Raw genomic sequence first — 26,835 nt, 5'->3', positions numbered from 1 at the left:
TTTTTGTTTTTAGGAAGGAGTGGTACTATTCCAAGAATTATTGTAAAGACAAATTACATGAAAGGCAAAACACACAAAGAATATTATGTAAAATATATTGCAACACGTGATGGTGTTGAAAAGATTCAAATGAGTCATGGAGATAAACCAGCAACCCCAAAACAACAAATATTGATAAAACAATTGTTGAGTGATTATCCAGATACTAAAGCCATGTTTGAATATGAAGATTATATGAAAGAATCTAACAGAGAAAATGCAAGTGAGTTGATTTCTGCTATCATGGATCAAAATATTCATGATGTCGCAACGAAAGAAAACTATGTAGATTATATTGCAAATCGTCCTCATGTAGAAAGATTAGGTGAACATGGGTTATTCAGTGATGCAGGGATGAATGTCGTATTAAATGATGTGGTTCAAGAAGTAGGAAAACACGAAGGCAATGTGTGGACACATATTATATCGTTAAAGCGCGAAGATGTTAAAAGGCTAGGCTTTGACTATGCCAATAGCTGGATGAATTTATGTCAGGCAAAAAGAAATGAACTAGCAGAAGCTATGAGAATCTCACCAAATAATCTGCGATGGTATGCAGCATTTCACAATGAAAGTCATCATCCGCACATTCATATGATTGCATACTCTATTAATCCAAGAGAAGGCTATGTTACACAAGAAGGAATTGCGAAAATCAGACATATGTTTGCAAGTGATATTTTTCATCAAGACTTGATTCAAATCTATGAAGGACAAACTGAAACAAGAGACGAATTAAAAAAATATAGCAAAGATATCATTAGTCAACTTCTTAATGAAATTAGTGACAAACAGTTTCATGATAGTCAAATTATATTTAATAAAATACTGGAGTTAAAGGAGTCGCTAAATAACTATCATGGAAGATTGATGTTTGCGTATCTTCCAATAGCCATAAAACAGATCGTCAATGAGATTGTTGATGAACTAGAAAAAGATAGTAGAATCGAACAACTCTACGAACAATGGAAATTATATAAACAAGATATTCATCAAACATATGCAAAAGCAATTATTGAAGAATTACCTTTACATAAACAAAAAGAGTTCAATAGTATCCGCAATATGATTATCAAAGAAGTTAGTGATTGCAATCTATCTCAGCGAAATAATGATGTGGCTGAAATAATGGATATCTCTGTAGACAATATAATAGTTGACTATGCAGTACCAGAATGTGAATCGTTGATAGAAAATACAAACGAAGTTCATAGCAAACAGTATCATATGAAATGGAGCGACAACTATAAAGCAGGTGTTGCTTTTTTTTATGGCAATGAAGAAGTTGAACAAAATATAGAGGAAGCAGAAATGCTATTTAAAGGTGAATGTGAAAAAGGCAATATTCTAGCAATGGAGATGATGGGAAAACTGTTAGAACTAGAGGAACGAAAGGAAGAATCTAATAACTATTATAAAAATGCCTTGGAAGGCGCATTGGAAATAGTAGAAACAGATAAATCTAATTTCGCACAAAACTATCTTCATTATAAACTTGGCAAGTTCTATTTTTATGGAAAAGGATGTAATCAAGACTACGAACAGGCATTTAAGGAGTTTGAAATGAGTGATAGTCAATATGCTAAATATTCATTAGCGACAATGTATCAACGTGGCCTAGGTGTAGAACAATCTGATAAAAAAGCCTATCAGTATTTTTTACAGTCAGCACAAAAAGGAAATGCTTTTGCAAACTATGAAGTAGGACATTATCTAGAACAAGGTATCGCAACATCCAAAAATATAGAAGAAGCTAATACCTATTATAAAAAAGCCTATCATTCGTTTTTAAGCATGTTGAAAAAACAAAAAGATGATCATTTATTATATCGAGTAGGAATGATGTCATATTATGGCAAAGGGACAGAAGCAAATCATGGATTAGCAAAGTCCTATCTTAAAGAATCACTTGCTTTCCATAATGAACATGCGAAGCGATTGCTTGCACGTATTTATTTAGAAGAGGATGACTTCTCACATATTGCAGATGCGATAGAGTGGTTGAAGGAAGCAGATGATCCTAGTTCCTGGTATATCCTTGCAAAGGAATATCAAAAAGGAATCCATGTTGAATATGATATAAAACAAGCTATTTTTTATTATACGAAATGTGCCAAGGAGAACAACTCCTTTGCGATGTATCAACTAGCTAAAATATATTTGAGTGAAGAATATAGGAATGTTACAAAAGCATTACATTATTTACACGTAGCCGCTAATCAAGGAAATGAGTATGCGCAAGTAAAACTAGGCAGTGCCTATATGAAAGGACAATTACTGGATAAAGATGTAGATCAAGCACTCTACTATCTAAAAAAATCAGAAGAACAGAATAATATGTTTGCCCAATATCAATTAGGCAGACTTTTTTTATTTGGAATTGATGTAGAGCAAGATAAAGAAAAGGCTGTTGAATATTTAATGAAGTCTGCAAACCAAGGAAATGAATATGCCATGTATCTGTTGGAACATATCAATGATCCCTATTATCAACAACCATTGTCTTTATTAGCGTCACGTATGTTTCACCACATTGGTAAAATATTTGAAAATCAATTGCCTCATAATAATCATCTTCTAGGGGGAGTGGATAGAAAACTAGCGCAGAAATTAAGACAAAAGAAAATTGCACAAGGTCATAATCCAAAAGACCATGAACTCAATGTCAGATAGGAGAGGATAAGATGAAAAAGAAAAAATATGATATCAAAGAAGTTCAAAGGTTGAATCACATCAAAGCAAAAGTAAATACAATTCATAACACGGCAGTAAAACGTAAAATTAATAAAAGAAAGAGATAAAGGAGATGAAAAAAATGGCTGAATATAGAAAGTTTTCGGATGATCAAAAAGCATTAGCGAATAGTATCAACTTAGTTGATTACTTGAGGAATCAAGGAGAGACATTAATAAAATCAGGAAGGGAGTTTCGATGGCAACGATACACCAGTGTTACTATCAAAGACAATCATTGGTATAAACATAAAACACAAGAGGGAGGATACCCCATTAAATTTTTAGAGGAGTTCTATGGCATGAAGTATGTAGATGCGATGGAACTCCTTTTATCGTATGCCAGCGATACTGGCATCACTGCTAACTATGAACCTAAAGAAGAAGTTCCTAAAAAAGAGTTTGCACTACCAGAAAGAAGTGAGACCATGAAACGGATGTATGCCTACCTTCTGAAGACACGTCATATTGATAAAGATGTCGTCAATGAATTCGTCAAGAAGGGTCTTCTATATGAAGATACACAATATCATAACGTTGTATTTGTAGGTGAGGATAATGAGGGTATCGCTCGACATGCACATAAAAAGAGTACATACGAATCAAAAGATGGAACAAGTTATCGAGGCAATGTAGAGAGTTCTGATCCTAGGTACAGTTTTCACTATAAGGGGACTTCTTCAACTTTATTGGTATTTGAGGCACCCATTGATATGCTATCGTATATTTCAATCTATAAAGATAATTGGCAACAACACAGTTATCTTGCATTATGTGGGTTAGGTATGCAACCCATTGAAGAAATGCTTGAAGAAAATACAAACATCAATCTTGTCATTGTAGGAACAGATCATGATGTTGCAGGAATAGAAGGGGCTGAACGTATTCAAGATTACATTGACACTTTATCAAATGTTAATATGGCACGTGCAGAACCTATATACAAGGATTTCAACGAAGATCGAAAAGCACAGTTAGGATTGCCAGCGATCAGTGGAGAAGATAATCTCAATATTAGAATTTTACAAGAGGTTATTGATGAAATAAAACATGATTTCACAGTTGAAGATTATACACAAATAGAACATAAGCAACTCTCTAAAGCATTTGCAGATATGTACTATGGACTAAATCATGATGGACTTAATGATTATCCTAAAATTAAAGAAGACTTTATGAAGATTACAAAGTGTGCATTAAACTTAGCCAACTATCATTTGTTTCCAGATAAAAGTCATCCTACTCAATATATGGGTGCAGATAATTTAATAGACTCTTATCGTTCCTATAAAGATCGTGGCAGTTTTGCAAAACGTATTGAACGAGTGAAAATAGGCTTTCAAGAAATTAAAAAACTCATGGATACAAATGCTGAAAAAATAGAAGTTGGGAAAGCCTATGAAAAACTAGCCATGGAGAGTGCAACAGTTATAAAATACTGTAATCATGAAATGCAACAACAGATGGATCAAGAGTGTAGAAATCCAATTGAAAAACCACGTGCAGCTATTATTGGTGCAAATGGCAATATATTTAACTTAATGGGTATTGCAACAAAAGCATTAAAAGAAAATGGGTTAGAGCAAGAAGCAACTGCCATGTTTGATAGAATTACAGGTAGTGGAAGCTATGATGAGGCATTAAATATCATGATGGAATATATTGATCCAATCTCCGTGGAAGAACAATCGACGGCTTTTGATATGGCAATGCAATGAAGGAAAAATCAAAAAGACAAAACATCGACTGTATGATAAAATGAAAACAGGAATAAGAAGGAGAATGAAGATATGGAAGATCATATAAAAGCACATCAGTATTCATCTAGTCATAGAAAAGAATTATTAAAAGATTCAAAATGTGGTTGTTTTTATTGTTTATCCATATTTGAGCCAAAGGAAATAGAAAATTGGGTAGAAGATGAGGGTGGAACAGCCATATGTCCTTATTGTGATATTGATTCAGTTATAGGTGAATCATCAGGATTTCCTATAACAAAGGAGTTCTTAGAGAAAATGCATGATTATTGGTTTTAAAACAAAGATAGATGAAGAACAGTTGGTTATGAAAAATCAGCTGTTTTTTTATTTGTAGGAAAGGAGAAATAATGGATGCGAAAATAGTATTTATAATAATAGGTTGTTTGTTTTTTTGTTTAATTGGAATGGCAGTATATTTTGGTAATAATTATAATCTTGATCACATCAAATCTAAGACAGTAGGTGATGGACAACATGGAACTGCTCGCTTTGCCAGTGTAAAGGAAGTTAAACAATCATATTGCACTATAAAGTATCAATCAGAAAAATGGAGAGAAGGAAAATGCCTGCCTAAGATTCAAGGTGTTGTTGTAGGAATGAAAAAAACCACAAAAGGTCTTTATGCTTATGTGGATAATCAAGATATTCATTTAATGATGATTGGTGCAGCAGGGGTTGGAAAGACAGCAAACTTCCTGTATCCCAATTTAGAGTTTGCTTGTGCATCAGGTGTAAGCTTTATAAGCACAGATACAAAGGGGGATTTATATAGAAATTATGGAGGAATTGCTAAAGAATATTATGGTTATAATATATCTGTCATTGATTTACGAAATCCTATGATGTCTGATGGCAATAATATGTTACAGCTAGTAAATAAATATATGGATTTATATAAACAAGATAGAAGCGATTTAGCAAATAAGGCAAAGACTGAAAAATACGCAAAGATTATAGCCAAAACAATTGTATTCAGTGATGGAGAGAATGCTGGTGGATATGGACAGAATTCTTTTTTTTATGACTCAGCAGAAGGTTTGCTTACTTCTGTTATTTTATTGATTGCTGAATTTTGTCCAGCGAATCAAAGGCATATTGTGAGTGTGTTTAAATTAGTTCAAGATTTACTTCAACCCTCTCCAGTGAAAGGGAAGACAAGATTTCAATTACTTGTTGATCAATTGCCAGATACTCATAAAGCGAAGTGGTTTGCAGGAGCTGCTTTAAACACAGGAGAGCAAGCTATGCAATCTGTTCTATCAACCGTTTTATCAAGATTAAATGCTTTTATTGATTCAGAAATCGAACAAATATTATGTTTTGAAACAGCAGTCGATATAGAAAAGTTTTGTTCCCAGAAATCAGCAATCTTCTTAGTCATGCCAGAAGAGGATGCTACTAAACACTTTTTAATTTCTTTATTTATTCAACAGTATTATAGAGAAATGTTAGCATACGCAGATACATGTGAGGGTCGTCTTCCTAATAAGGTTATGATGTTTTTAGATGAGATAGGGACGATACCTAAAATACAAAGTGCTGAAATGATGTTTAGTGCATCTCGTTCTAGAAACATAACGATTGTCCCCATCATTCAATCTTTAGCGCAGTTAGAAAAGAACTATGGTAAAGAGGGTGCTTCCATCATTCAAGATAACTGTCAGGATACATTGTTCGGAGGATTTGCTCCTACCAGTGAAACAGCTAAAATATTAAGCGAGAATCTAGGATTCCAAACTGTTATGAGTGGATCAGTAAGTAAAGGCAAAAGTGATCCATCACAATCATTACAAATGATACAACGTCCCTTGTTGACTACAGACGAACTGAAGTCTATGCCAAAAGGAAACTTCATTTTAATGAAAACAGGAACGAATCCTATGAAAACAAAACTAGAGTTATTTAAGAAATGGGGAATAAAGTTAAACAAAAACTATTGTGTTCCGCCACGTTATGAACAAACAGTATCGTATGCAAATGCATATGTACTTGAGGAATCCATTAAAAAAGAGTACGCCATAAATGACCATACGAGAATAGATATCAATGTATTAAACTCCATCAAAGAAAAAACAGGGAAAGGAAGTGTGAAAGTTGAATAAAGACTATCTCCATTTTTATCAAAAGATATGTGCCTCACATTTACCAGCTAGTGCAATAAGTGTATATAAAGCCATATTACGATATGCAGATTATACGAATTGGTCATGTTATCCATCCGTAAGGACAATTGCAAGAGATACAAATTTATCAGAACGGACAGTGCGAAGGCAACTGTCTGCTCTTGTAGAAAGTGGTTATTTGTTAAGAATACCTCGAAGAAGAGAAAATAATGGGCACACTAGCAATATGTATTTTTTTAATTAATTGTATGATTGGGAGGAGTCTCGATGTATGCTGTCAGTAGCCTACGGTCATGTTGTCATATCTGTAACTACTTACTTAACAAATATAATAACAGAAGAATGTAATAACATGGGAAATTTTGGAAGTAGAACTAGTGCTATGAAATGGTATAATTATCCATATTAGACAAAATATGAAGAAAAGAGGGTGCGATATGAATAATTATATTATCAATGAAAAGAAAATTACTAAATTTCAAGATTACTTGTATTTAGAAGAAAGGAGTCAAGCGACAATCAATAAGTATGTAAGAGATATTGTTAAGTATTATGAGTTCTTAGGAAGTAGTAAGCTTATCACGAAAGAATCTTTAATTTCATATAAAAATGGTTTGTTAGAAAATTACAAGGTAAGAAGTGTCAATAGTATGTTAACTTCATTAAACACATATCTTGTTTTTCAAAATCTTGCAGAGTTGAAGATAAAACTTTGTAAAGTACAAAAGAAAATGTTTTATGAAGAAGAAAAGGAATTAACAAAAGAAGAATATATAAGACTATTAGAATCTGCATTAAAAGAAAAAAACAAACAGTTGTATATGTTATTACAAACCATTTGTGGAACAGGGATACGAGTATCTGAACATAAATATATCACTGTAGAAAGTTTAAAGAGTGGGAAAGTCCTCATCAACAACAAGGGTAAAGAAAGAGTGATCTTCATTACTAAGAAACTAAGAAGGTTGTTAGCAGAGTATTGTAAAGCAGAAAAAATTGAGAGTGGTACAATCTTTGTAACAAAAAAGGGAGAACCGTTAGATCGTTCAAATATATGGCGCAAAATGAAAAACCTTTGCGAAGATGCAAAGGTAGATCGAGAAAAAGTATTCCCACATAATTTAAGACATCTTTTTGCATTAACGTATTATAGGTTACAAAAAGATATCATTCGCCTAGCAGATATACTAGGTCATTCCAACATCGAAACAACAAGAATCTATACCATGACAACAAGTCATGAATGTGAAAAAACATTAGATAAAATGAACCTTGTCGGTATGCTGTGTTAGATAAAAAAACAACATAATGAATAATATGTTGTAAAGTTAAATTCGTTGCTATTGCTCCTCTATAATCTAACACAAAATGTAGGTAAAATCTACATTTTTTTCCATTTTTCTTTAAAAAAATACAAAGTTATAGCTTTGAACTAGTATTAGTTTTAAATTTTTACTACTAAAAAGAGCTTGTTTATACACTATAAAACACATTAAAAAGGCGATGAAATCAATCGTTTTTTTTGTTTTACAACATATTATTCATTATGTTGTAAAACTACTGGGAACAAAAAAAGGTCTCCTTTTTTCAGTTGGATAAATAGCAAAAAAGGAAATTATAACGGCAGAATTATTCGATTTTATAGCAGGAATCAAACCTATCAAGGTATGGTTTCTATTTGCTATGAATTCAATGACAGTTAAAGAGAGAGAGGCAATATGCAATTAAATGTAACTACAGACTATGCAATACGAATCGTTCTTTGTTTGGCTTCTAATACGAAGCCAGTATCTTCGACAATCCTGTTTGAGAAGCTAGGGATACCACAAAGTTATGTGTTAAAGATAGCTAAGAAACTAGAAAAAGCGGGTTTGGTGAAAACCCATATCGGAACATATGGTGGATATTCATTAGCTAAGAGTACAAGCGAGATAAACTTATTTGATGTGATAGATATCATGGAAAATACGGCTAAGATAAATCGTTGTATGGAAGATGATCATTACTGTAGTCGTTTTGCAGTAGAAACCTGTCCTGTAAGAAAGTTTTATTGTTTATTGCAAGAAGAAATAAAGGAAAAGCTAGTCTCCATAACAATAGAAAGTTTGTTAGAAGATTGCAAATGATAAAGGATTAAACTAAGGAGCGAGGAGTGAGTGTATGAAAACAGTTGGAAAGAAAAATGATACTTTTAGAAAAATACGATATAAAGCACTAATGGGGGTGATGGTATTTTCAATATTTGTTTCTTGTTTAATGCTACATGATATTAATAATACAGTATTAGCTACGGATGAAGTTACAGAAGTCGCAGAAAATACGTCTCCTTTTGGGAATGTAACTATAAATCCTGGTGCTAACATATATTATGGTGACTTGCTGGATGGTTCTGTACTAACAAGTGTGGAAGGTAATACACTTCTTAGTCAATATACTGTTCCAAGTAAAGGAGATCAAGCTAGCATCGATGCAGCAATTACCGAGTATAAAAATAGTGAGTTTGGTGATACACAAACGGATAAGATAAAGAACATTTTCAATAATGATGGCTTCAAGTTACCAAGCATTACTGATATAAAAAAATGGAACAGTGTCATTCCATCAGTGGGAGGAGAGTACTGGTTAAGTGATCAAAAAACCGAAACAATTTTTCAACATGGATATTCAGCTCCACCTAAAGAAGAATTACTAAAAGTAGATGTTCCAATGAGAGGTTATGCTAATGGAAATAACACGTCTCCAAAAAACGAAAAGACTATAAGTGGCATGCATGAAAATGGAGCATGGTTTGATAGCAAGCTGTTTAATTTTGGATCTTATGCTCATGCTGGTTCTTCTGCGATTAATTTTGCAGAGTTCGATCAACCCGAAGGATATTGGTACGATCCGCTGGGTGAAGCTAAGTTTGATTATGGTGAAAATTCAGGCAGACTTAGGGGGATAGCACCTGTTTTTGGAGATAGGGACAAAGTAGAGGCTGGTCTGGATCCTACTAAGTACCTAAGGGCTTATTCTACACCTGAATGTAAACCAGAAGATGAAGTTTATGTTGATATAGAAGCGAATCCATCGAACCCATTTGATACTGCGGTAGCAGCAACCTATGATCCAATTACTGATACATATCGATTTCCTAAACCAGGTGAAATAGTCAAAGAAGGTGAAACACTTGTGCGTTATTATTATGAACAGGATAGATATAGGAAAAGTATGCCTCATTATATATACAAATCAACTATGTCAAAAGAATATAAAGAAAAGTGTAGACAGTTAACTGGTACGGTTAATTTAAATGTTGGATTGGTTGGTGATGACACTTTTGATTATCGTTTTCCTGACACACAAACGTATGATACGCCAGTATATGTTCTTTATACTAAAGCACCAAGAGATATAGAAGTTTTTTCCAAGAATAGTAACATAACCTTACGAATTACTGGTGGAATGTGGTACAACCCATATGAAAGACCAATTCCAGCAAGCAGTATAGAAGTAGAAGAGAAGGAAGTCCGTCCTAAAATGAACATAGATACTAGCAAGGTTATGTTCGCAAGAAATAACATGTCTAACGCGAACGCTACTCCTAACGCGACGCTAGGTGCAGCACCAACCACAACACTAGCAAGTGGTGGTAAATATAAATTAGTTGTAAAGGATGACACTCTGGGTGTAGAAGGAATTTATGAAGGTGGAACGATAGAAGCAGAAGGAGGTAGTGCACAATTTGATGGAGAGTCTACAATTACTGTTACACCGGGAACAACTAAAATTAGGATTCCTGTTGCTACTAAAATGCCTATTACTAGTGGAGTTTACAAGGTAAGTGCAGTTTCTACTGGTAAAGATGGTAATGTGAAATATGGAATTGTTGGTGATGTGGAAGATGAATATAGTGAAATAGAAATTGATATTTCTAATCTTATGGATATTAATCAATTGACTGGGACAGGCAATGGAAAGAAAATCACTCTATATCATGAACAACTAAATAAACAGGCAATAAGTGACACAATTTCTAAGGATGGAAAAGAATACACTATAAAAGTGGCGAATCCACAAACGATTGATTTTACTACAACTACAAAAAACGCTTTGCTTACAACAACTTATCCATATGGAACTGAATTTGAAGTTAGTGCAGAGGTTGCAAATAAAGGTGAATTTGATTTAATAGATAAAACCACACCTATAACATTTACTGTAGAGTCAGAGTATTTAACACAAACAGGAAGTAACTGGAATCCAGAAACACTTACACAAACAGCAAAGTTTAAAGTAGTCAAACCACAAAATAATGCTAATGATGATAAATTGAAAATTAAAATCAACAGAGCAGGAACAAATAAAAATGATGCTGCACTTGAAGTTACATCTACTAAGGTGAAGACCGAGAAAAGAAAGATTGATCTAAAAATAGATTCAAGTATTTTTGATGCTGATAAAGGTAGTGAGAGAATTTCCTTAAAAGTACAGGATAAAATGCCTGATATAACCCAAAAGTATAAAATGTATAAAGAGGGTACAAATGTAGAAGATGCTGTAGCCAATGGAGATAAAAATAAAATTCCTTATTCGATTTTAACCACACACTGGATTGGAGATTATGTAGGCGATGTCGCTAATGGGGTTTCTAAAGATAAGATCCCAATAGAAAATGGCAAAGTGTTACTGAGCGCAAATGGAAATATTTGGAAAGCAAATATAACAAAAGGTACAGATGCAGAGAAAAACACATGGTTTGATGAACGTTATGTGGTTGCTAGTACTACTCCAAAAGATGCAATTATTGATGTGTACGATAGAGCAGGAAATGGTTCAAGTTTAAAAAATGAAATTCTCTATGTAAATGATATAGTCATGTCTCTTGAGGAATATAAAGATAAATTTGTAAACGCAAGCAATCAATCAGACGTATTGTCAAAAGAAGGAAAGTGGAGCTTAACAAATAATACAGCGCCTTATAATACTGTACCGTTTGCTATTAATAGTGGTACAGGAATTACAGATGAAAAGACTCATGCTGGTATTTATGAGGTCTTCAATCGCACTTCTACGGGTTCGCATCTAAACTCGGAACTTACAATTGTGGATAATCTGGTAAGAGATACAACAACTGGAGAAGAGTTGAGAGCAAATACATACATACACCAAAAGGGCAATGTATGGGGGGTAGGTACTGTTAAAGATGGGTGGGATAGGCTAGCTAGAATAGAATATTATGATTTAAAAACAGGTGCTAAAAGTGATAGTGAATTTAAAGAATGGAAACTTGGAAAAGTTACAGCATGGAAGGAGTTAGGTGAAACCACACTTACTATAGAGACAATCAAGGGTACTAAAATATTATCAAAAATCATTGTTAGAGATCATGCAATTATAACAGGTGATATAAATGTCTCTGCAAATAATCTTCAATTAACTGTAGAGGAAGCAACTGACTTGGTAACGCAGTTAGGTGAAAAGTCAAAGATTCAAGATAAAATAGATATTTTAACACCAGCAGATAGCAAATCAAAGTATGGTATGTACCCCTATGCAACTAATATTAATACAGGAAATGAGGTTGAAATATCTAGTATATCAGGGCTCCCAAAAATTGAGTCAGGAAAAGCTGTAGAAACAGGAGTGTATACAGTTACATTCACAACTGTCTCAGGTGAAATAGTCCAGCCTACGATTACTGTATATGCAACCGATCCAGTTGCCTATGTAAGTATTCCCAAAAAAATAAAACTTGAAAAAAGTAGTGAGTCAGGAATTATCGCATCTAAATCAGACAAAGTAGAGCTTAAAGTAGGAATGAATACAATACTTAAAAATATGAATAACAAGATTGTTGTTGAAACTCAACCAACCTTTACATTGGCAGGGACAACAGGTGGTAATAAGGAAACAAAAATCACAGTAAACGTATATGATTCTTTAAATAACGAACTCACTAGTGAGTCGAATTCGTATATCCCCCTAGCAACATTAGATAGTACTACTACAACAGTAGGTTTCACACTTAAAGTAAAAAAAGGACTTCCATATCCTGGGGATAGATATTCAGGGTTAATGACGTACAAAATATCATTCAAAGTTCCATTGACAGGAACTGCAGAATGATGAATAGACAACTAGGTAATAAAATGAACAGGAGGGCAAGTAATGTGAATAAGAAAAGAAAATATATAGTAATTTGTACAGTATTGGTTTCTTTTCTTTCTGTACAGGTATATCCAGTTCATGCCGCTGAGGGCTCTAGTACAACGATTGTAACAGCAGAATTTCCAGAAGAAGATCTTTATAAATTAGAGGTTCATGTTGGTGAAGGAGGTAAGGTAGTAAAAGGTGATAGTGTAATAGAAAATGGTATTGTTATCTATCAATTATCTTTAGATGATGATCCTTCATTCACCCTTGTACCTAATAAAGGATATAAAGTAAAAAGTGCTATTTATGAAAAACCACTATTTAATGAAGTGCAAGATATAACGCAGCAAATAAAAAATTCAGTTATTACAATTGATACAGAAGGTACAGAAATGAAACTGTATATTACATTTGAAAAGATGAATGAAGAACCAGAAAAACCAGTGGAGCCAGAAGAGCCAGTGGTGCCTGAAAGACCAGATGAAGATATAGAGAAACCTAATGTTGAACAACCAAAAGAGGAAATCAAGCGACCAAGTACAGCGATAACCACGGGTGATCAAACAAAGATGAGACAGTATATCGCACTCTTCGGTTTGACAGGAATTATCCTAATTTTAGTTGTTAAAAGAAAAAAGGATGAAGAAAAAAACTAAAAAATTTATAACATGCTAAAAGCATTTGTTATAGAGGTGTGGGAACACCTTAAATATCTAGAATTCAATAATTTCAATAGGAGGAAAACAAAATGAAAAAATTGAAAGTATTTTTAACAGGAGCAATGGCATTTGCGATGATGATGCCAATGGGTATGACGGCGGTAAATGCAGCAGAATCTGACCCAGACAGTGGTGATTATAACTCACAGACGGATGTATCATTCGATGATAGAAACATCATCCCAGATCCAGATCATCCAGAAAGTCCTGAATGGGGAATACAAATTCCAAGTACAGTTAAGTTAACAAAGAATAATGTAGGAGCCGATAATGGTGTTGATGTAAGTGTTAAAATGGTGACAATGGCAGAAGATGGTGAACTTACAGATTCTTCTGTAAAAGTATGGGTTAAGTCAGGTAATGTCTATAAATTAAAAGATACAACAACAACTCAATTAAGATATGGATTAACATACACACAATCAGGGGCTATTGGAGCCGATGTATCAATCACAGATAAAACTTCAAATGCTAATGGGTATTTGCAAGTAGCGGATATTACAGGTGCTAAATCAGACAATACAAAAGCAACAGTAGAAGGTAAAGCATATTTGCTACAAACACCAACTAAATCTGGTAACTTAACAGATACATTGACTTATGTTGTAACAACAGGTTCTACAAGTGCACCTTCAACTGGTAAATAATTAATAATTAGGAAATTAAGATTATAAATAAAAAACGACAAGAAGATAGGAGATACATATGGAATTAGAATATAAACACAGTGATACTTATGATAAAAAAATACGGATTCAAGGATCTTCTTGTCCTTTTTATAGTAAAAAGGCGATGAAGAAACTTTACCCACAGGGTGATTTCAATATTGCAGGCAGTATTGGAAATGGATTGAAGAAAAAAATAGGAAAATTACATCATCGAAATAAGACACTTGAGTATTATGCGAATAATTTCTCAAGACTACGATTTAAATTAGTAGGGTATATAGCTGTTGACGAAGATCGATATATTGAGGTTGTTAAGCCCAAAGGGTTACAGAGAATTATTTTATTATTGTTACTCATTCTCTTATTGTTGATTTTTCTACTTTATTTCATGAAAGGTTCTGACATAGATCCAAACGCAAAGGATTATATCCCTGCCAATGGACAAGTGATTGAAACCGATCCTGATCATATTGCCTTACCAACTTATGAAAAAATAAGTTTAAAGGCTGGTACGGATACCGCATACGTGGCATTGTATAATCCGCCAAACAATCCATGCTATTTTAAATTTAGCATCTACTTAGAAGATGGTACTACACAAATATTTGAAAGCAATATGATACCACCAGGACAAGCAATCACAGCGGTAGAGTTTAGCCAAAAATTTCAAGAGGGAATATATCCAATTAAAATAAAAATTGATACATATTCACTGGAGAAAAAAGAATCACTGAATGGTGGGCTAATAGAAAGTCGTCTTGTGGCAATTGAAGAGTAATGTAAATGAGAAAGTGATTTCACTTTCTTATGAAAATGTAGTAAGGATAATTACTATATTTTCATAAGAATGATGAGGAGAAAAGGATATGAAAAATGAATTTATAGATAAAAGGAAGAGAATAAAAGAAATAGGTAAAGTCGACTATATTTCCAAGAAACAATTCAAAAAAATGTATCCGATGGAAAATGTGGGTTATAGTCTTGTAGGATTTATTGGAGATGGGATAGCAGAACCGATAGGAAATTGGAAGTATCACGATGAAATAAGAGACTATTATTCTTTTAAAAAGAAACGATATTTTTATGAAATCATTGGATACTTGGAAGTTGAGGAGAATATATACATTGCAATTATGCAACGAAAGGTATTAAAGAGAATTTTACCTTTTTTACTTATGTTGATCATGATAGGCTTATTGATATTTAATATCCTGGCACCTAAAGGTCCGGAATTAGAAGATGGAATGGATCAGTATACACCAACATCGAGTATTCAAAAAAATACAGATTCAACTAGTATACTTTTGCCAGGGTATAAAGATCTCAATATGGAAGAGAACACAGATACTGCTTATGTTGCATTGTACAATCCTGAAGGCAACCCTTGTTACTTCAAATTTAAAATTACATTGGATGAAACGGGACAAATTATTTACGAAAGTAAGTTGATTCCGCCAGGATATGCAGTAACAGCAGTGAAATTTGATCGTAGTTTTCCTACAGGAATCTATCCTATTTCTATTAACATAGAGACTTTTTCGTTGGATGATTATAAGGAAAAAATGAATGGAGGGGATATCAAGACAAGAATTGTATCCATTGAGAAATAAAAATCAGTGGCAATGTAAGGTTCATAGTGTAGTAAAAAAATGATATTTACATAAAAATAGAGAATGAAAAAAGTCAAAAGTGAAGGAGACAAAAAGATGAAAAAAATAGTAGCAGTGTTAATGTTTGTAGCGTTATTAGCAGGATGTACAGGTAGTAAAGAAACGACATTTGTTGGTAAAGGAAACACAAATGGAATGACGTGTGAGGTCGAAATTGTAAGTAATGGAGATAAAGTTTCAAAAGTAAAAGAAGTAGTGGGTATGGATTTGAAGACACTAGGTCTAACTGAAGAGCAAGCAAAAGCAACCATGGAGCCAGCAGCGAAGAAAAATAATGAAGTAGAAGGGGTGAATATGAAACTTGAAACAACAGAAACAAAAGTAACTATCACTACTGAATTGGATTATAGTAAAGCAAATATTGAGGAATTGAAGAAAGCAGGGCTTATAGAATCTACTGGAGATGCTAAATATGTCAGTTTGAAAAAGTCGAAAGAAAATTATGAAAAAACATTTGGCGTGGTGTTTGAAGAGAAGTAAAAACATCGTATTCTTTGTAAGTTGTCAAATATAAAAATTAATAGTATACATTTGAAAATTATAAGCACATTTTTACTCTAGTAGTTGAAAGGAGGGGGACTTATGTATTCAGAAAAGACAATTAGTGTGGGGATTGATGGACAATATCTTACTCTAAATGAAGCGTTTAAGCATCATAGAAGAGGTAGATTACACATTATCCTTACGAGTGATGTGTTTGATGAAAAAGATATTTTCATTCCTTCTTCCTTGATTAAATTACATATAACAACGCATAAAAAAAAGTCTATTGGATTTTATAAGAAGCATATAACAATCCATTGTAATGGTGTTCCGTGCATATTGGAAGATATAGGAAAGGAGAATTCTGGTCTAGTTGTTATTGGAACAAAAAGAGATACAAGAGCAGTGTCTATCTTCTTAAACCGATGTCATGTTGACTATGTTATTGGAGCACATAACGTTGAAAATGTGAATGAACTTTGTTTGGAAATCAGAGAAAGCAAAATAGAGAGTGTAACTGGTTTTTTAAATCATGATTACTCTTTAACTTGCCAAAGCATGACAATCGACATTGATAACACAACAGTGAATATACTGCAAACCATTAATATAACAGGCAAGAATGAAAAAGCGACTTTAACGTTGCATACAGGAAGTGTACGAATCAATGATAGTACAATCACAGAAATAATGATATCGAAGGCAATGACTACAAACAATCAAGAATTGCCAATAAAAGTAATGGTTGGTGGTGCTTCAGTTATTACCAAGGGAATTAGCTAAAAAAGAAGGGGGAGAATAGGAGGTAGTACATATGATAAGAATCATTGAATCATATGATCTCATAGCTTACTGGAATGACAATCTTAAATCAGTTCGAAGCAACTCACATAGTGATAGTATAAGTCCAGTGAAAATCATGGATAACTATGGAATGTTGATCAGTGAAAAAGGAACTGTAAAACTAATATATTTTGATTCGTTTTTGAAATCACCAGTACTCATGGATGATGGTGAAGTATTGGAGTTTATAGATGTAATGGCTGATAAAGAAAGTAAACAAATCGGATGTAATGAGCGTGTGGATATTCTGTTGAATATCATTTGTAAAAAAGCAGGTTTGAATTACATCAGTGATTTAAAAAGATTTCATGTAGACAGTTATATGGTTTGTTTTGTAAATCGCCAAAAGTATCAAGAAGAATGGAAGTATGTTTTAGAATATCTTGAATCATAACAAAAATAGGTGTCATTATCTGATTTATCTAGATGAGTTTATCGTCTAGATATGTGAGATAATTAATCAATTATCTCAACTACTTTTCTAATATTAATTTTTTCATATTATAAAAAGGATGTACTTTGCAAAATACGTTCATAAAACATTCTCTTGAAGTAAAAAATGGGAAAGTAGTAGTTTATCTTCCTCTCTATATCTTTCCTTTCGCACAAACTATGGAGAGGAGATACACAAGTATATCAAAATGAATACGGTATTGTGATGAATGTTATAAACCGAAAAGGGAAAGGTTGTATATATGAAATCAACGTTATATGAAATACAGTATAAAGAAATAATGAAAAACTATCAAAAAGATAAAAGTGATTTGAAAAAAACAATTGATGATTTTAGAGAAATCATCTCACTTTATAAAAATGAATTTCCATATAGATATTTATCGCATTATCGCATAGAAAAGTTTTATAAATTGATGAGAAGATTATGTTTAGTTCCTGACATTGATGTGTTTGCGAACATTTCAAAAAGTAACGAATTATATGATGCTGATGTGTTCTTTTTATTTCATACAAAACAACAACCTGTCACAATCAAGATCCCTTTTGTCATTAATATCACTAAACTCAATGAATATCTAGTATCTAGAGAAGAAAAAGTAGTTACATTTAAGACAACTCAATTGCAACAAATTATTAACCCAGAATGTTTCGAGGAATATGAAATGGATATGGCCATTAAAAAATTAGGAGGAGACTTATTGGAAACTGTAAAATCTAAGAATCAAGTGATGGTAATGAAAGATGGAAAAGCCAATGATACCTTTTTGATTAATGGAACACATAGAACCATAGGTGCAATTAAAGATGGAGTAAAAGATATTGAAGGTTATTATGTATCACCAGAAGTATGTAGCCAATTTGCCTTATCCTCTGATTTTGAAGAGTTGTATAGTGAATTGCTTAAGTTATATAGAAAAGTACATATTGGAAAATATAAAGCAATTAAGAAATAAAGTAAATGTATAGGAGAAAATACAATGAGTAAACCAAACTTTGTTATTTCAGTTAAGGATACAAAAAATGGAAGTTGGCAAGGCACCATATTTTGGGCGGAGGAGAAAAAAGAAATGTGTTTTCGTAGTTCCTTAGAACTGTTGATATTGATGGAATCAATTGTTAGTCCTGAAAAATAACATGATAGTCTAATGCATCTGCTTAATCAGTGATAGCAAAATAAAAAAATATTTGGTATTGAGTAGATTCATGAGGTTGTCATAAATCAAAAAGAAAGGAGAAATGTCGTATGTGTGAACAAATTACAAGAGAGGATGCGTACAATAAGATTCAAATAATTCATATTGCAAGTATGACGAGGGAACAAAGAATTGATTGTTGTTTACATTGGGTGGGTACCAAAAAAGAAGATCAGGATTATCCAATGCTTGTGGAGAAGATGGTGGACATTTGTGAAAATGGAACAGCAGAAGGAAGAAAAATGCTTTACGATTTATTGAAGTCAGCAGTGATATATAAATTGGTAGGGACAACCAATGAGTATCTAGCAAGGTTATTAGAAAATCAGTATGAAGTCATCGGGGAAATTGAGCAATTGGGCAAGTGTAATTGTTGTTGTTATCTTACCTTTATTGATACAAGTGTAGAAGAAATCTGCCCAATATGTGGATGGTCTGAGCAGTTAATTGAACATGGTGATCTTCTTTTAGAAATTGCGCAAGAGCGGTATTACGAAAGGGGTCATATTCTAAAATATCTCACTCAAAGGGAAAAGGAATTGAATACGATAAAGTATCTAAAATGATAGGAGAATTTATTTATGTGTATAGGATATTTATACATTACCAGTTAAAAAATTATTTATAAGGAGTGAGTAAATATGTGTGCAATAATTATTATTGCATATACATGAGCGAGGAATCCTTTATACAAACATAGATGTAAGAAAATCAATAAGTCATCCCTCGTTTATATGCAAGGAAAACTTAAAAAGGGTTGAAATAAAAGTTGTCATAAACGTCAGATTTATGCTTGTTTTTAACAGGCTAAAATTTGACGTTTTCTATTTGTCTAAAATACCAAGAGGTCGTTCACCACCTTCATGTTCGTTTTGGAATGAAAAAGAATATGGAGGAAAAGAAAGATGAATGATTACAATAAGAATAGTTTTTATACTGTGAAGGATGAGGTTACAGGAAATAAAAGATTTTATATTAAGGTTCAAAATAACAAAGTGGAAGTAACAAAAGACGTATTTAATGTATGCTTTAATGCTTATAGAAAAGAACTAAGAGACCATCGTATGAGTGAAAACTATGGTTTGATAAGTTTGAATAGTGAAAATGAGCAAGGTCAAACATTATTAGATTTACAGGGAGTAGATGATGACATTGTAGAAATCATTAGCAACCGTACAAAAGTTGTGGAGGTTTTGAAAATAATAAATGAGCTTGACGTTGAAGATAAGTATTTAATTACTGAACTATTGTTTAATGATAGAAAAGAGAGGGAACTTGCTCAATGCTTTCTCGTAACGCAACAAGAAATAAACCGAAGGAAACATGCAATCATTAAAAAAATTAGAAATAAATATCAAAAAAGTGTTGTTAAAGAGGGGACGCATTGAATGGTATAGAGTAGAGGAACTTATCAAATTGATACCTCTAAGTGATCTTTGACAATGGAATACTCAAAATGAAGATACGTTAATCTATTCTTAAGCACATTGATCATTACGCCATGACATGAAGTTTGTAGTAATCGAGCGGTAACTAATGGATCAAGAAAATAAGGTAGCGACTTATTATGCGATGATAGGATAGAGGATCATGATACTTCGTCTCAGACTTGGTTGAGCGTGATAAAACCGTCGCACCCATGAGAGGCGTTTCCTACATTGAAAGGGAGAACGTGGAATTCGTATGAACCTAGCTAGAGGTGTCTTTGTTTTGCCCAGAAACAAGGGATAGTAAATAATATTGTTTATGAACATGAAGATGAAATATTTATTGATAGATTGTGAACATCATATATAGATGTATGGTGTTCACGCTTGTGTCAATAAAGATACAGAAAAGAGGAAAAAAGATGAAGAAAATAATAGTAGCAATAGCAGATGATACAGAAATGAACGATACTCTTAAAACGAAGGCGGAGTGCTTTGCAGAAAAACATAATGCTGAAATCCAAGGGATTATGCAATATCCAAGTGGATTGCCAGTTATGGATCCGCAAATTGTAATTGAAGGTATAAAGATGACGAAAGTGGATTATGTCGTTACATCAAGTTCAGATTTTCTAATCAGTGAACTTACCCACGATTCTCTGATTTCAAAGGCATTAAAGCAAAATAATATAGACGTCTATGATCTTAATCTAGAATTAAGATTTGATGAAATTATGAAGTTGGTGTCACCAAGCATTAAAGAACAGTTCCAAGAGATGGGTGAGGCACATGCCAAGGAAGGAAAGAATGTATTATTTGTATGTGGAGAAAATGAAACTATGGATATGATAAAGTATGCGATAGAGTTATCACAGAAACAAAATCTTGCACAACTTGGTCAATTGCAGGTAATCAAATTTAATTTAGATACTGCTAATGAAGTTAGAAGAATAATAAAAGAGGAAGATATAAGTGAAGTTATATTTTACGATGAATTTAATACAAAAGCATATGATGATTTAATCGATGAACTGCAGAATAGTGATATTACACTTACATTTCCTTCTAATACACAAAACATTGGATTTGAAATTCTCATGAATTAATTTTAAACAGTATTCAAGTTTTTATTGTTTAGTTAATTATTGTATAGATATATAAATGAAAATAGAGTAATGTGTGTAATGAAAAAAATTAACTAAAAAGGGAGGATGACTATGGACGATTTACGAATGATTACTCAAGAGGAATTAAGAAAAATCTTAAATTGCTCAGAAAGTCATATTACATTCTTGAGAGAATTAGGTATTATACCTGCAATCAAGACAGGCAGAAATTATATGTTTTCTGCAAAAGCAATACAAGAATTCTTTGATGCCTATAAGGGGTTAGATGTAAGCAATAGATTGTCAGCAATGAAAAGCAAGGAATTAGTACAATCAAAAATGTATAAATAATTGATAAGAGGTGATGCTGTGTGGCAATATCAAGTGTAAAAAGCAAAAAGTATGGATCTACATATCAAGTGGATTATCGTTACAAAGATAAACTAGGAGTCAATCAAAGGCATGTGAAAAGTGGTTTTCTATCATTAAAGGAAGCAAAGAAGTATGAAGATGATTTTAAAGAACGCCTGGCTTTAGAAGAAGAAAAAGGACTTGCACATAATAAAACTATTAATGATGTATTTGAAGAATATATGGAAGTCGAAGGACAACATAAGTATGCAAGGGCAAGTGTTACATACTATCGGGCTACGCATAGAATGTACATCAAAGATAAGTTTGGTTGTATGCCTATTACAGGAGTAAAATATAAAAATTTACAAAGACATTTTAACGAAATGGGAGAATCCTATAATTTTCCTACATTAAAGAATATGAAAAAGGTGTTTTCTGTAACGTTTCAATATGCAATGAGAGCTGGCTATGTAAAAGATAATCCAGTGAAAATAATTCAACTACCTAAACAGTCTACAAGCCGAAGAATGGTTGTGGAGACTATTAGTGATGAAGATTTAAAAAAGATTATTGATGAAATGCAGAAGGTAGGAAGAACGGCGCCATGTAGAAAGGACTCAGAATTTAAATTTAAATCCTGTGCTATGGCAATTATTATAGGACGTTATACAGGACTACGAGTTAGTGAGGTATTGGCACTAAAGAAAAGTGACTTTGATTTAGATAACCATACGCTTACTATTCAAAGAAGAATTGAGTATTCAAATCTTTTGGCGAAAGATATCTATCTTACAGATAAGTTGAAGTCAAAAAATAGTAATGCGACAGTAGCTATTAGCAAGAAGCTATCAAGCCAACTCAAAGAATGGTTTGCCTACAATCCTCATGAATTTGTTATTTGTGATAGTGGTGGAGAACTTATAAGACCAGAAACCTTTAATGTTCGTATCAGAAAAGTTGTGAATAAAGTAGGGGTTCATTTCCACTTTCATATGCTAAGGCATACCTATGCAACAGAATTGATGATGGCTGGTATTAATCCTGTGACTGTCAAAGGTTTATTACGTCATAGCGAAGTAGCAACTACATGGAATACATATACACACCCAACTAGTAAAGATCAAAGAGAAGTATTAGATAACTTATATATGAAAATGGAATGACAATGGTGTACTGTTGTCATTTTTATATTTGGATAAAGGATAAGTATCTTTTCTATATATAAGAACGGAGGAATTATGGCAATAACAAAATACAAGAGTAAAAAGAATCGCTTTCTATATCAAGTGGATTTTCATTATAAGGATCCTTTTGGCATAACACAGCGACATATCAAAAGTGGATTTTCAGGGAAAAGGGCAGCAATAAAATATGAAGCAAGTTTAATGGAATTAGTTAATACTAATGTTGAACTTCTCCATAACAAGAATATGACTATTGATAGTGTGTTTGATGAATTCTTTGAATTTGAAGGAAATCAAAAGTATGCACCAGCAACACAGTTTTATTACAAGCAAACACATCAGGGGTACATACGGAATAAGTTTGGAAAGGCGAAAATTGAAATGGTTGATTATGTGTCTTTACAAAAACATATCAATAGCATAGCTAAGAAATATAATTATCCAACAATAAAGAATATGTTGAGAGTTTATAATGTTACCTTTAAATATGCTATGCGTAGTGGCTATATTTATGATAATCCAGTTGAGAAAATACAAATACCAGGGAAAGTCCCTAAAGTACATAGAGAAATTATAAGTGATGCAAATCTTAAGTTGCTTGTCGATAATATCAAGCCTGAGTATAAGAGGATGAATTCTCTAGCAAGAAAAGCACAATTTACTTATGAGTCAGCAAAAATAGCACTAATTATAGGTAGATATACAGGACTTAGAATAAGTGAGGTATTAGCACTTAAGAAAGATGATTTTGATTTAGATAATCATCAATTGAATGTATGTCGCAGACTGGAGTATGCAGGATTAAAAAAATCTGAGATGTACTTTACAGAAAAACTCAAGACATCTAGCAGTAAAAGTAAAGTAGAAATCGGTACTATCCTAAGTGACCATTTAAAAGAATGGTTTAAAATAAATCCTTATGATTTAGTTATATGCAATCAAGAGGGAGATTTCGTAAGCCCTTCTGTATTGAATACCATAACAAGCAATGCGGCATCAAGACTTGGGATCAACTTTCATTTTCATATGTTGCGTCATACCTATGCAACAGAATTGATGATGTCAGGAGCAAATCCAATCGTTGTTAAAGATTTAATGAGACATAGTAAAGTAACAACAACATGGGATGTGTATACTCATGCGGAGAATGATGATCAGAGGTTGGCATTAGATGGTTTATATGGTGAATAAACAATATATTTGTAGAATAGTGATTGTCCGCGTGTAATTGATTGGGTATAATAAAAGAAAAGGAGAGGGAATATGAATTATTTTAGAGTTGGACGTCACACAATAAACCTCAAAAACAAGTTCTTATTGGTTCATGATTCATGGAATGATTATTGGGATTTTGAAACTTTATATGCTCTATACTATTATGATAAAAAAGGAATTTGCCATAATTTGGGAAGAGTAAAAATTGGGAATGAAAATATGAATGGGAAATCACCAGATTTACCTACCGAATTTCAATCCTTAAGTGATGGCTTTTTTTCGGTAGGACAGTCAGTTGATTATTATTCAAATATTTCAAGGTGTCTGGATGAACTGCCTGACAATCCTTTTCAATGCCTTAATGATATGGCATATGATATTGATTTAATACAAAAATATAAAAATGAAAGTGTTACAAAAACATCATTATTACGCAGTATATCTATCACAGAAATTAAGCGTCAGTTTCACAGAATTGCACATGGTGGTGCAAAATTAACAGAGTATAACTTTAAGTATATATTTAATGTTGATGATTCTGATGCTGATTTAGGAGAAAATTCTCTTGCAATCAACGTTGAAGTAGGAAGTAAGCCTCCTTCCAATATCCATGTGTTAATAGGTCGCAATGGCGTGGGTAAATCGAGATTACTTGGAAGTATGGTAAACACATATTTGAATGAAAATGGAGTAAAGGGATATTTTTTAAATGAAGAGGGAATTAAAAAAGAACCCAATTCTATTTTTCCTAACTTGTTGTATATGTGTTATAGTGCATTTGATAATACTGAAAATGTAAATAGTATAGAAGGTGAGTTAGATGAAGGAAGTTATTTCTATTTGGGGTTGAGGAAATGTATAAAAGATGAAACTTACGAAGACAGTGAAATGAAATTTTTAAACAAAGGACTTGATGAATTGGGGGAAGAATTTTCTGATAGTTTATTCAACTGTAAGGCGTCTGTATATAAAAAGGAAATGCTAATCAAGGCATTAACCAATTTAGAGTCTGATCCTATTTTTAAACAAGCTAACATAAAACAAATACTTAATTTGAGTGACACAAAGGAGAATAGAAAAAAAGTCAGTGATTTTTTTAGAATTAAATTGAGTTCGGGTCATGGAATAATTTTGCTAACTATTACAAAGCTAGTAGAGATGGTGGAGGAAAGAACACTTATACTACTAGATGAACCAGAAACACACTTACATCCCCCACTGTTATCATCTTTCGTAAGATGTTTATCGGAGTTGTTAGTTAAAAAAAATGCAGTAGCATTAATTGCGACTCATTCGCCAGTTGTATTACAAGAAGTGCCAAGTGAATGTGTTTGGAAGTTGGATAGGTCATCTAAAGTTTCAAGAATATCACGTCCCAAAATTGAAACGTTTGGTGAAAATTATGGGAGCTTATTGGAAGATGTTTTTGGGCTAGAAGTTCAAAAATCAGGATTTCATACATTGCTAGAGGAAACGGTAAATAATGTAGACAGTTTCGAAGAGTTATATTCTGTCTTTGATGGAAAGTTAGGGACAGATGCAGATATAATTGCGCGAACGTTATATATGTTGAAAGAGGATAAAGAAGATGATTAAAATACCTCCTCCCAATTTTCGTCTTGAAGACATTTTTTGTGAAAGCATTAGTCATTATAAGAATCCTCAAAAAGAAAAAGAAATGTTAAATATATACCAAGAGCTATTAAAAGATCAACAAAGATACATTTCGCGTATGCAAACTAACAATTTATATAAAGAAGAAAAAAAACAAACTCATTCCGTAAAGATAGAGGATAAAGATTTAAATAAGTTGTATACTGATAAGTTACTCAATAAAAATTATGAAATACGAAAATATTATGATTTGATATTAACATCATCTAGTATCTGTCCTTATTGTGGGAAGCGTCATACTAAAACTGTTGATCACTTTTTATCGAAAACAAATTTTCCAAACTATTCAGTTACTCCTATCAATCTTGTTCCTTGCTGTTCAGATTGTAATAAAAGTAAAGATAATAAAGATGGTTCGTTAAACGAATTCTCTCAGTTGTTTCATCCATATTGGGATGATTTAAATTCTACAAGATGGTTAGGAGCGGATTTAATAATTGAAAAAAGTCGATTGCTTTTTAATTTTCATGTACTAGAAAATAGCGTTGATGAAATCACATATAAGCGATTATATAATCAGTTTGATATTTTAGAATTAAAAAAATATTATAGTTTGGAAGCAAATATAAAATTATCAAGAGAACTAAAATATTATATAGAGTTGTTTAACATTAGTGAAGATAATGAAGAATTAAAAGACCATTTTGAATCTCAAAAAACAAAATGCAGTTATTATGAGTTCTCAACTAACGATTTTGAATATGTGTATTATTGTGAACTACTAAATAATTTTAATACTGTTATAAGCTTTTTAAGTTCATTTACCTAGTATACAAATCCCGTGGATTTTCCGTGAAAATAAAAAAATCAGCATCCTCTAAATGCAAAGTACCATGTTATAAGGGTTTTAAGATGTAAAGATAAGATTCTAGCTTACACCTCATATGAAGAACAAGTAAGTAAAGAATTGCGTGAAAGTGGCTTAAATAAAGGGGGATACGGTTATATCGAGTGTGATGTAAAACAGTATTTACGCCTAATTTACGCCCGAAGAAATACAATAGAAAGCACATCTACAGATTAATGAACATAATAAAAGGCATTGGCTTTAAAA

The 26,835-nt window shown here is 32.5% G+C and carries 25 protein-coding genes; all 25 read left to right on the top strand.

All coding sequences use genetic code 11. The annotated features are described in order from the left end of the window. Positions 1-3: 3 nt before the first annotated feature. The 25 genes from mobP3 to ACWG0P_RS05555 all read left to right on the top strand — a co-directional run bounded on the left by mobP3 (position 4) and on the right by ACWG0P_RS05555 (position 26,550). Complete coding sequence (gene mobP3, locus ACWG0P_RS05675; RefSeq protein ID WP_455800894.1) at positions 4-2,712, top strand: MobP3 family relaxase; 2,709 nt, start codon at positions 4-6, stop codon at positions 2,710-2,712. A gap of 142 nt (positions 2,713-2,854) precedes the next feature. Next, positions 2,855-4,489, top strand: a complete 1,635-nt coding sequence (locus tag ACWG0P_RS05670; RefSeq protein ID WP_455800893.1) for a DUF3991 domain-containing protein — start codon at positions 2,855-2,857, stop codon at positions 4,487-4,489. Between the two features lie 72 nt (positions 4,490-4,561). Further along, positions 4,562-4,807: a hypothetical protein gene (locus tag ACWG0P_RS05665; protein ID WP_455800892.1), complete on the top strand. Its 246-nt coding sequence runs from the start codon at positions 4,562-4,564 to the stop codon at positions 4,805-4,807. A 71-nt stretch (positions 4,808-4,878) separates the two neighbouring features. Continuing rightward, entirely contained in the window at positions 4,879-6,633 is a 1,755-nt protein-coding gene (locus ACWG0P_RS05660; RefSeq protein WP_455800891.1) for a VirD4-like conjugal transfer protein, CD1115 family, read from the top strand. Beyond that, positions 6,626-6,898 (top strand): helix-turn-helix domain-containing protein, encoded by a 273-nt coding sequence (locus tag ACWG0P_RS05655; RefSeq protein WP_455800890.1) that lies wholly within the window; start codon positions 6,626-6,628, stop codon positions 6,896-6,898. The genes ACWG0P_RS05660 and ACWG0P_RS05655 overlap by 8 nt, the downstream gene beginning before the upstream one ends. A gap of 193 nt (positions 6,899-7,091) precedes the next feature. Next, on the top strand, positions 7,092-7,946 hold the full coding sequence (locus ACWG0P_RS05650) for a tyrosine-type recombinase/integrase (RefSeq protein ID WP_455800889.1): 855 nt from the start codon (positions 7,092-7,094) through the stop codon (positions 7,944-7,946). A gap of 426 nt (positions 7,947-8,372) precedes the next feature. Beyond that, on the top strand, positions 8,373-8,780 hold the full coding sequence (locus ACWG0P_RS05645) for an RrF2 family transcriptional regulator (protein ID WP_455800888.1): 408 nt from the start codon (positions 8,373-8,375) through the stop codon (positions 8,778-8,780). Between the two features lie 34 nt (positions 8,781-8,814). Continuing rightward, entirely contained in the window at positions 8,815-12,762 is a 3,948-nt protein-coding gene (locus ACWG0P_RS05640) for a hypothetical protein (RefSeq protein ID WP_455800887.1), read from the top strand. 44 nt (positions 12,763-12,806) lie between these two features. Next, positions 12,807-13,445, top strand: coding sequence for a hypothetical protein (locus tag ACWG0P_RS05635; protein WP_455800886.1), 639 nt, complete (start codon positions 12,807-12,809; stop codon positions 13,443-13,445). A gap of 92 nt (positions 13,446-13,537) precedes the next feature. After that, on the top strand, positions 13,538-14,155 hold the full coding sequence (locus ACWG0P_RS05630; protein WP_455800885.1) for a hypothetical protein: 618 nt from the start codon (positions 13,538-13,540) through the stop codon (positions 14,153-14,155). A 58-nt stretch (positions 14,156-14,213) separates the two neighbouring features. After that, positions 14,214-14,954: a hypothetical protein gene (locus tag ACWG0P_RS05625; RefSeq protein ID WP_455800884.1), complete on the top strand. Its 741-nt coding sequence runs from the start codon at positions 14,214-14,216 to the stop codon at positions 14,952-14,954. Positions 14,955-15,042: 88 nt separating this feature from the next. Beyond that, positions 15,043-15,786, top strand: a complete 744-nt coding sequence (locus ACWG0P_RS05620) for a hypothetical protein (protein WP_455800883.1) — start codon at positions 15,043-15,045, stop codon at positions 15,784-15,786. A gap of 96 nt (positions 15,787-15,882) precedes the next feature. Beyond that, positions 15,883-16,326, top strand: coding sequence for a DUF1307 domain-containing protein (locus ACWG0P_RS05615; protein WP_455800882.1), 444 nt, complete (start codon positions 15,883-15,885; stop codon positions 16,324-16,326). A gap of 102 nt (positions 16,327-16,428) precedes the next feature. Next, the gene (locus ACWG0P_RS05610) at positions 16,429-17,112 is read left to right on the top strand and encodes a hypothetical protein (RefSeq protein ID WP_455800881.1); all 684 of its coding nucleotides are present in this window, start codon (positions 16,429-16,431) and stop codon (positions 17,110-17,112) included. Between the two features lie 31 nt (positions 17,113-17,143). After that, positions 17,144-17,566, top strand: a complete 423-nt coding sequence (locus ACWG0P_RS05605) for a hypothetical protein (protein ID WP_455800880.1) — start codon at positions 17,144-17,146, stop codon at positions 17,564-17,566. Positions 17,567-17,867: 301 nt separating this feature from the next. After that, positions 17,868-18,581, top strand: a complete 714-nt coding sequence (locus ACWG0P_RS05600; RefSeq protein ID WP_455800879.1) for a hypothetical protein — start codon at positions 17,868-17,870, stop codon at positions 18,579-18,581. A 24-nt stretch (positions 18,582-18,605) separates the two neighbouring features. Further along, positions 18,606-18,761 (top strand): hypothetical protein, encoded by a 156-nt coding sequence (locus ACWG0P_RS05595; RefSeq protein WP_455800878.1) that lies wholly within the window; start codon positions 18,606-18,608, stop codon positions 18,759-18,761. Between the two features lie 110 nt (positions 18,762-18,871). Next, entirely contained in the window at positions 18,872-19,387 is a 516-nt protein-coding gene (locus ACWG0P_RS05590; protein WP_455800877.1) for a hypothetical protein, read from the top strand. A 339-nt stretch (positions 19,388-19,726) separates the two neighbouring features. Further along, on the top strand, positions 19,727-20,209 hold the full coding sequence (locus ACWG0P_RS05585; protein ID WP_455800876.1) for a sigma-70 family RNA polymerase sigma factor: 483 nt from the start codon (positions 19,727-19,729) through the stop codon (positions 20,207-20,209). Positions 20,210-20,670: 461 nt separating this feature from the next. Further along, positions 20,671-21,354: a hypothetical protein gene (locus tag ACWG0P_RS05580; RefSeq protein WP_455800875.1), complete on the top strand. Its 684-nt coding sequence runs from the start codon at positions 20,671-20,673 to the stop codon at positions 21,352-21,354. A 111-nt stretch (positions 21,355-21,465) separates the two neighbouring features. Next, complete coding sequence (locus tag ACWG0P_RS05575) at positions 21,466-21,705, top strand: helix-turn-helix domain-containing protein (RefSeq protein ID WP_455800874.1); 240 nt, start codon at positions 21,466-21,468, stop codon at positions 21,703-21,705. Between the two features lie 20 nt (positions 21,706-21,725). After that, the gene (locus tag ACWG0P_RS05570; RefSeq protein ID WP_455800873.1) at positions 21,726-22,871 is read left to right on the top strand and encodes a tyrosine-type recombinase/integrase; all 1,146 of its coding nucleotides are present in this window, start codon (positions 21,726-21,728) and stop codon (positions 22,869-22,871) included. A gap of 75 nt (positions 22,872-22,946) precedes the next feature. Beyond that, positions 22,947-24,083, top strand: a complete 1,137-nt coding sequence (locus ACWG0P_RS05565; protein ID WP_455800872.1) for a tyrosine-type recombinase/integrase — start codon at positions 22,947-22,949, stop codon at positions 24,081-24,083. A gap of 72 nt (positions 24,084-24,155) precedes the next feature. Next, positions 24,156-25,703, top strand: coding sequence for an AAA family ATPase (locus ACWG0P_RS05560; RefSeq protein ID WP_455800871.1), 1,548 nt, complete (start codon positions 24,156-24,158; stop codon positions 25,701-25,703). Then, entirely contained in the window at positions 25,696-26,550 is an 855-nt protein-coding gene (locus ACWG0P_RS05555; protein WP_455800870.1) for an HNH endonuclease, read from the top strand. Before ACWG0P_RS05560 ends, ACWG0P_RS05555 begins: the two co-directional genes overlap by 8 nt. Positions 26,551-26,835 lie beyond the last annotated feature (285 nt).

The organism is Amedibacillus sp. YH-ame6, assembly GCF_053848845.1.
This window is presented reverse-complemented; position numbering and strand designations above follow the sequence as displayed.

Bases quoted from the DNA above. Each gene is read 5' to 3' on its own strand.
- ACWG0P_RS05670 (WP_455800893.1), top strand. From the start codon at position 2,855: ATGGCTGAATATAGAAAGTTTTCGGATGATCAAAAAGCATTAGCGAAT.
- ACWG0P_RS05665 (WP_455800892.1), top strand. From the start codon at position 4,562: ATGGAAGATCATATAAAAGCACATCAGTATTCATCTAGTCATAGAAAA.
- ACWG0P_RS05660 (WP_455800891.1), top strand. From the start codon at position 4,879: ATGGATGCGAAAATAGTATTTATAATAATAGGTTGTTTGTTTTTTTGT.
- ACWG0P_RS05650 (WP_455800889.1), top strand. From the start codon at position 7,092: ATGAATAATTATATTATCAATGAAAAGAAAATTACTAAATTTCAAGAT.
- ACWG0P_RS05645 (WP_455800888.1), top strand. From the start codon at position 8,373: ATGCAATTAAATGTAACTACAGACTATGCAATACGAATCGTTCTTTGT.
- ACWG0P_RS05640 (WP_455800887.1), top strand. From the start codon at position 8,815: ATGAAAACAGTTGGAAAGAAAAATGATACTTTTAGAAAAATACGATAT.
- ACWG0P_RS05630 (WP_455800885.1), top strand. From the start codon at position 13,538: ATGAAAAAATTGAAAGTATTTTTAACAGGAGCAATGGCATTTGCGATG.
- ACWG0P_RS05625 (WP_455800884.1), top strand. From the start codon at position 14,214: ATGGAATTAGAATATAAACACAGTGATACTTATGATAAAAAAATACGG.
- ACWG0P_RS05620 (WP_455800883.1), top strand. From the start codon at position 15,043: ATGAAAAATGAATTTATAGATAAAAGGAAGAGAATAAAAGAAATAGGT.
- ACWG0P_RS05615 (WP_455800882.1), top strand. From the start codon at position 15,883: ATGAAAAAAATAGTAGCAGTGTTAATGTTTGTAGCGTTATTAGCAGGA.
- ACWG0P_RS05610 (WP_455800881.1), top strand. From the start codon at position 16,429: ATGTATTCAGAAAAGACAATTAGTGTGGGGATTGATGGACAATATCTT.
- ACWG0P_RS05605 (WP_455800880.1), top strand. From the start codon at position 17,144: ATGATAAGAATCATTGAATCATATGATCTCATAGCTTACTGGAATGAC.
- ACWG0P_RS05600 (WP_455800879.1), top strand. From the start codon at position 17,868: ATGAAATCAACGTTATATGAAATACAGTATAAAGAAATAATGAAAAAC.
- ACWG0P_RS05595 (WP_455800878.1), top strand. From the start codon at position 18,606: ATGAGTAAACCAAACTTTGTTATTTCAGTTAAGGATACAAAAAATGGA.
- ACWG0P_RS05590 (WP_455800877.1), top strand. From the start codon at position 18,872: ATGTGTGAACAAATTACAAGAGAGGATGCGTACAATAAGATTCAAATA.
- ACWG0P_RS05585 (WP_455800876.1), top strand. From the start codon at position 19,727: ATGAATGATTACAATAAGAATAGTTTTTATACTGTGAAGGATGAGGTT.
- ACWG0P_RS05580 (WP_455800875.1), top strand. From the start codon at position 20,671: ATGAAGAAAATAATAGTAGCAATAGCAGATGATACAGAAATGAACGAT.
- ACWG0P_RS05575 (WP_455800874.1), top strand. From the start codon at position 21,466: ATGGACGATTTACGAATGATTACTCAAGAGGAATTAAGAAAAATCTTA.
- ACWG0P_RS05565 (WP_455800872.1), top strand. From the start codon at position 22,947: ATGGCAATAACAAAATACAAGAGTAAAAAGAATCGCTTTCTATATCAA.
- ACWG0P_RS05560 (WP_455800871.1), top strand. From the start codon at position 24,156: ATGAATTATTTTAGAGTTGGACGTCACACAATAAACCTCAAAAACAAG.
- ACWG0P_RS05555 (WP_455800870.1), top strand. From the start codon at position 25,696: ATGATTAAAATACCTCCTCCCAATTTTCGTCTTGAAGACATTTTTTGT.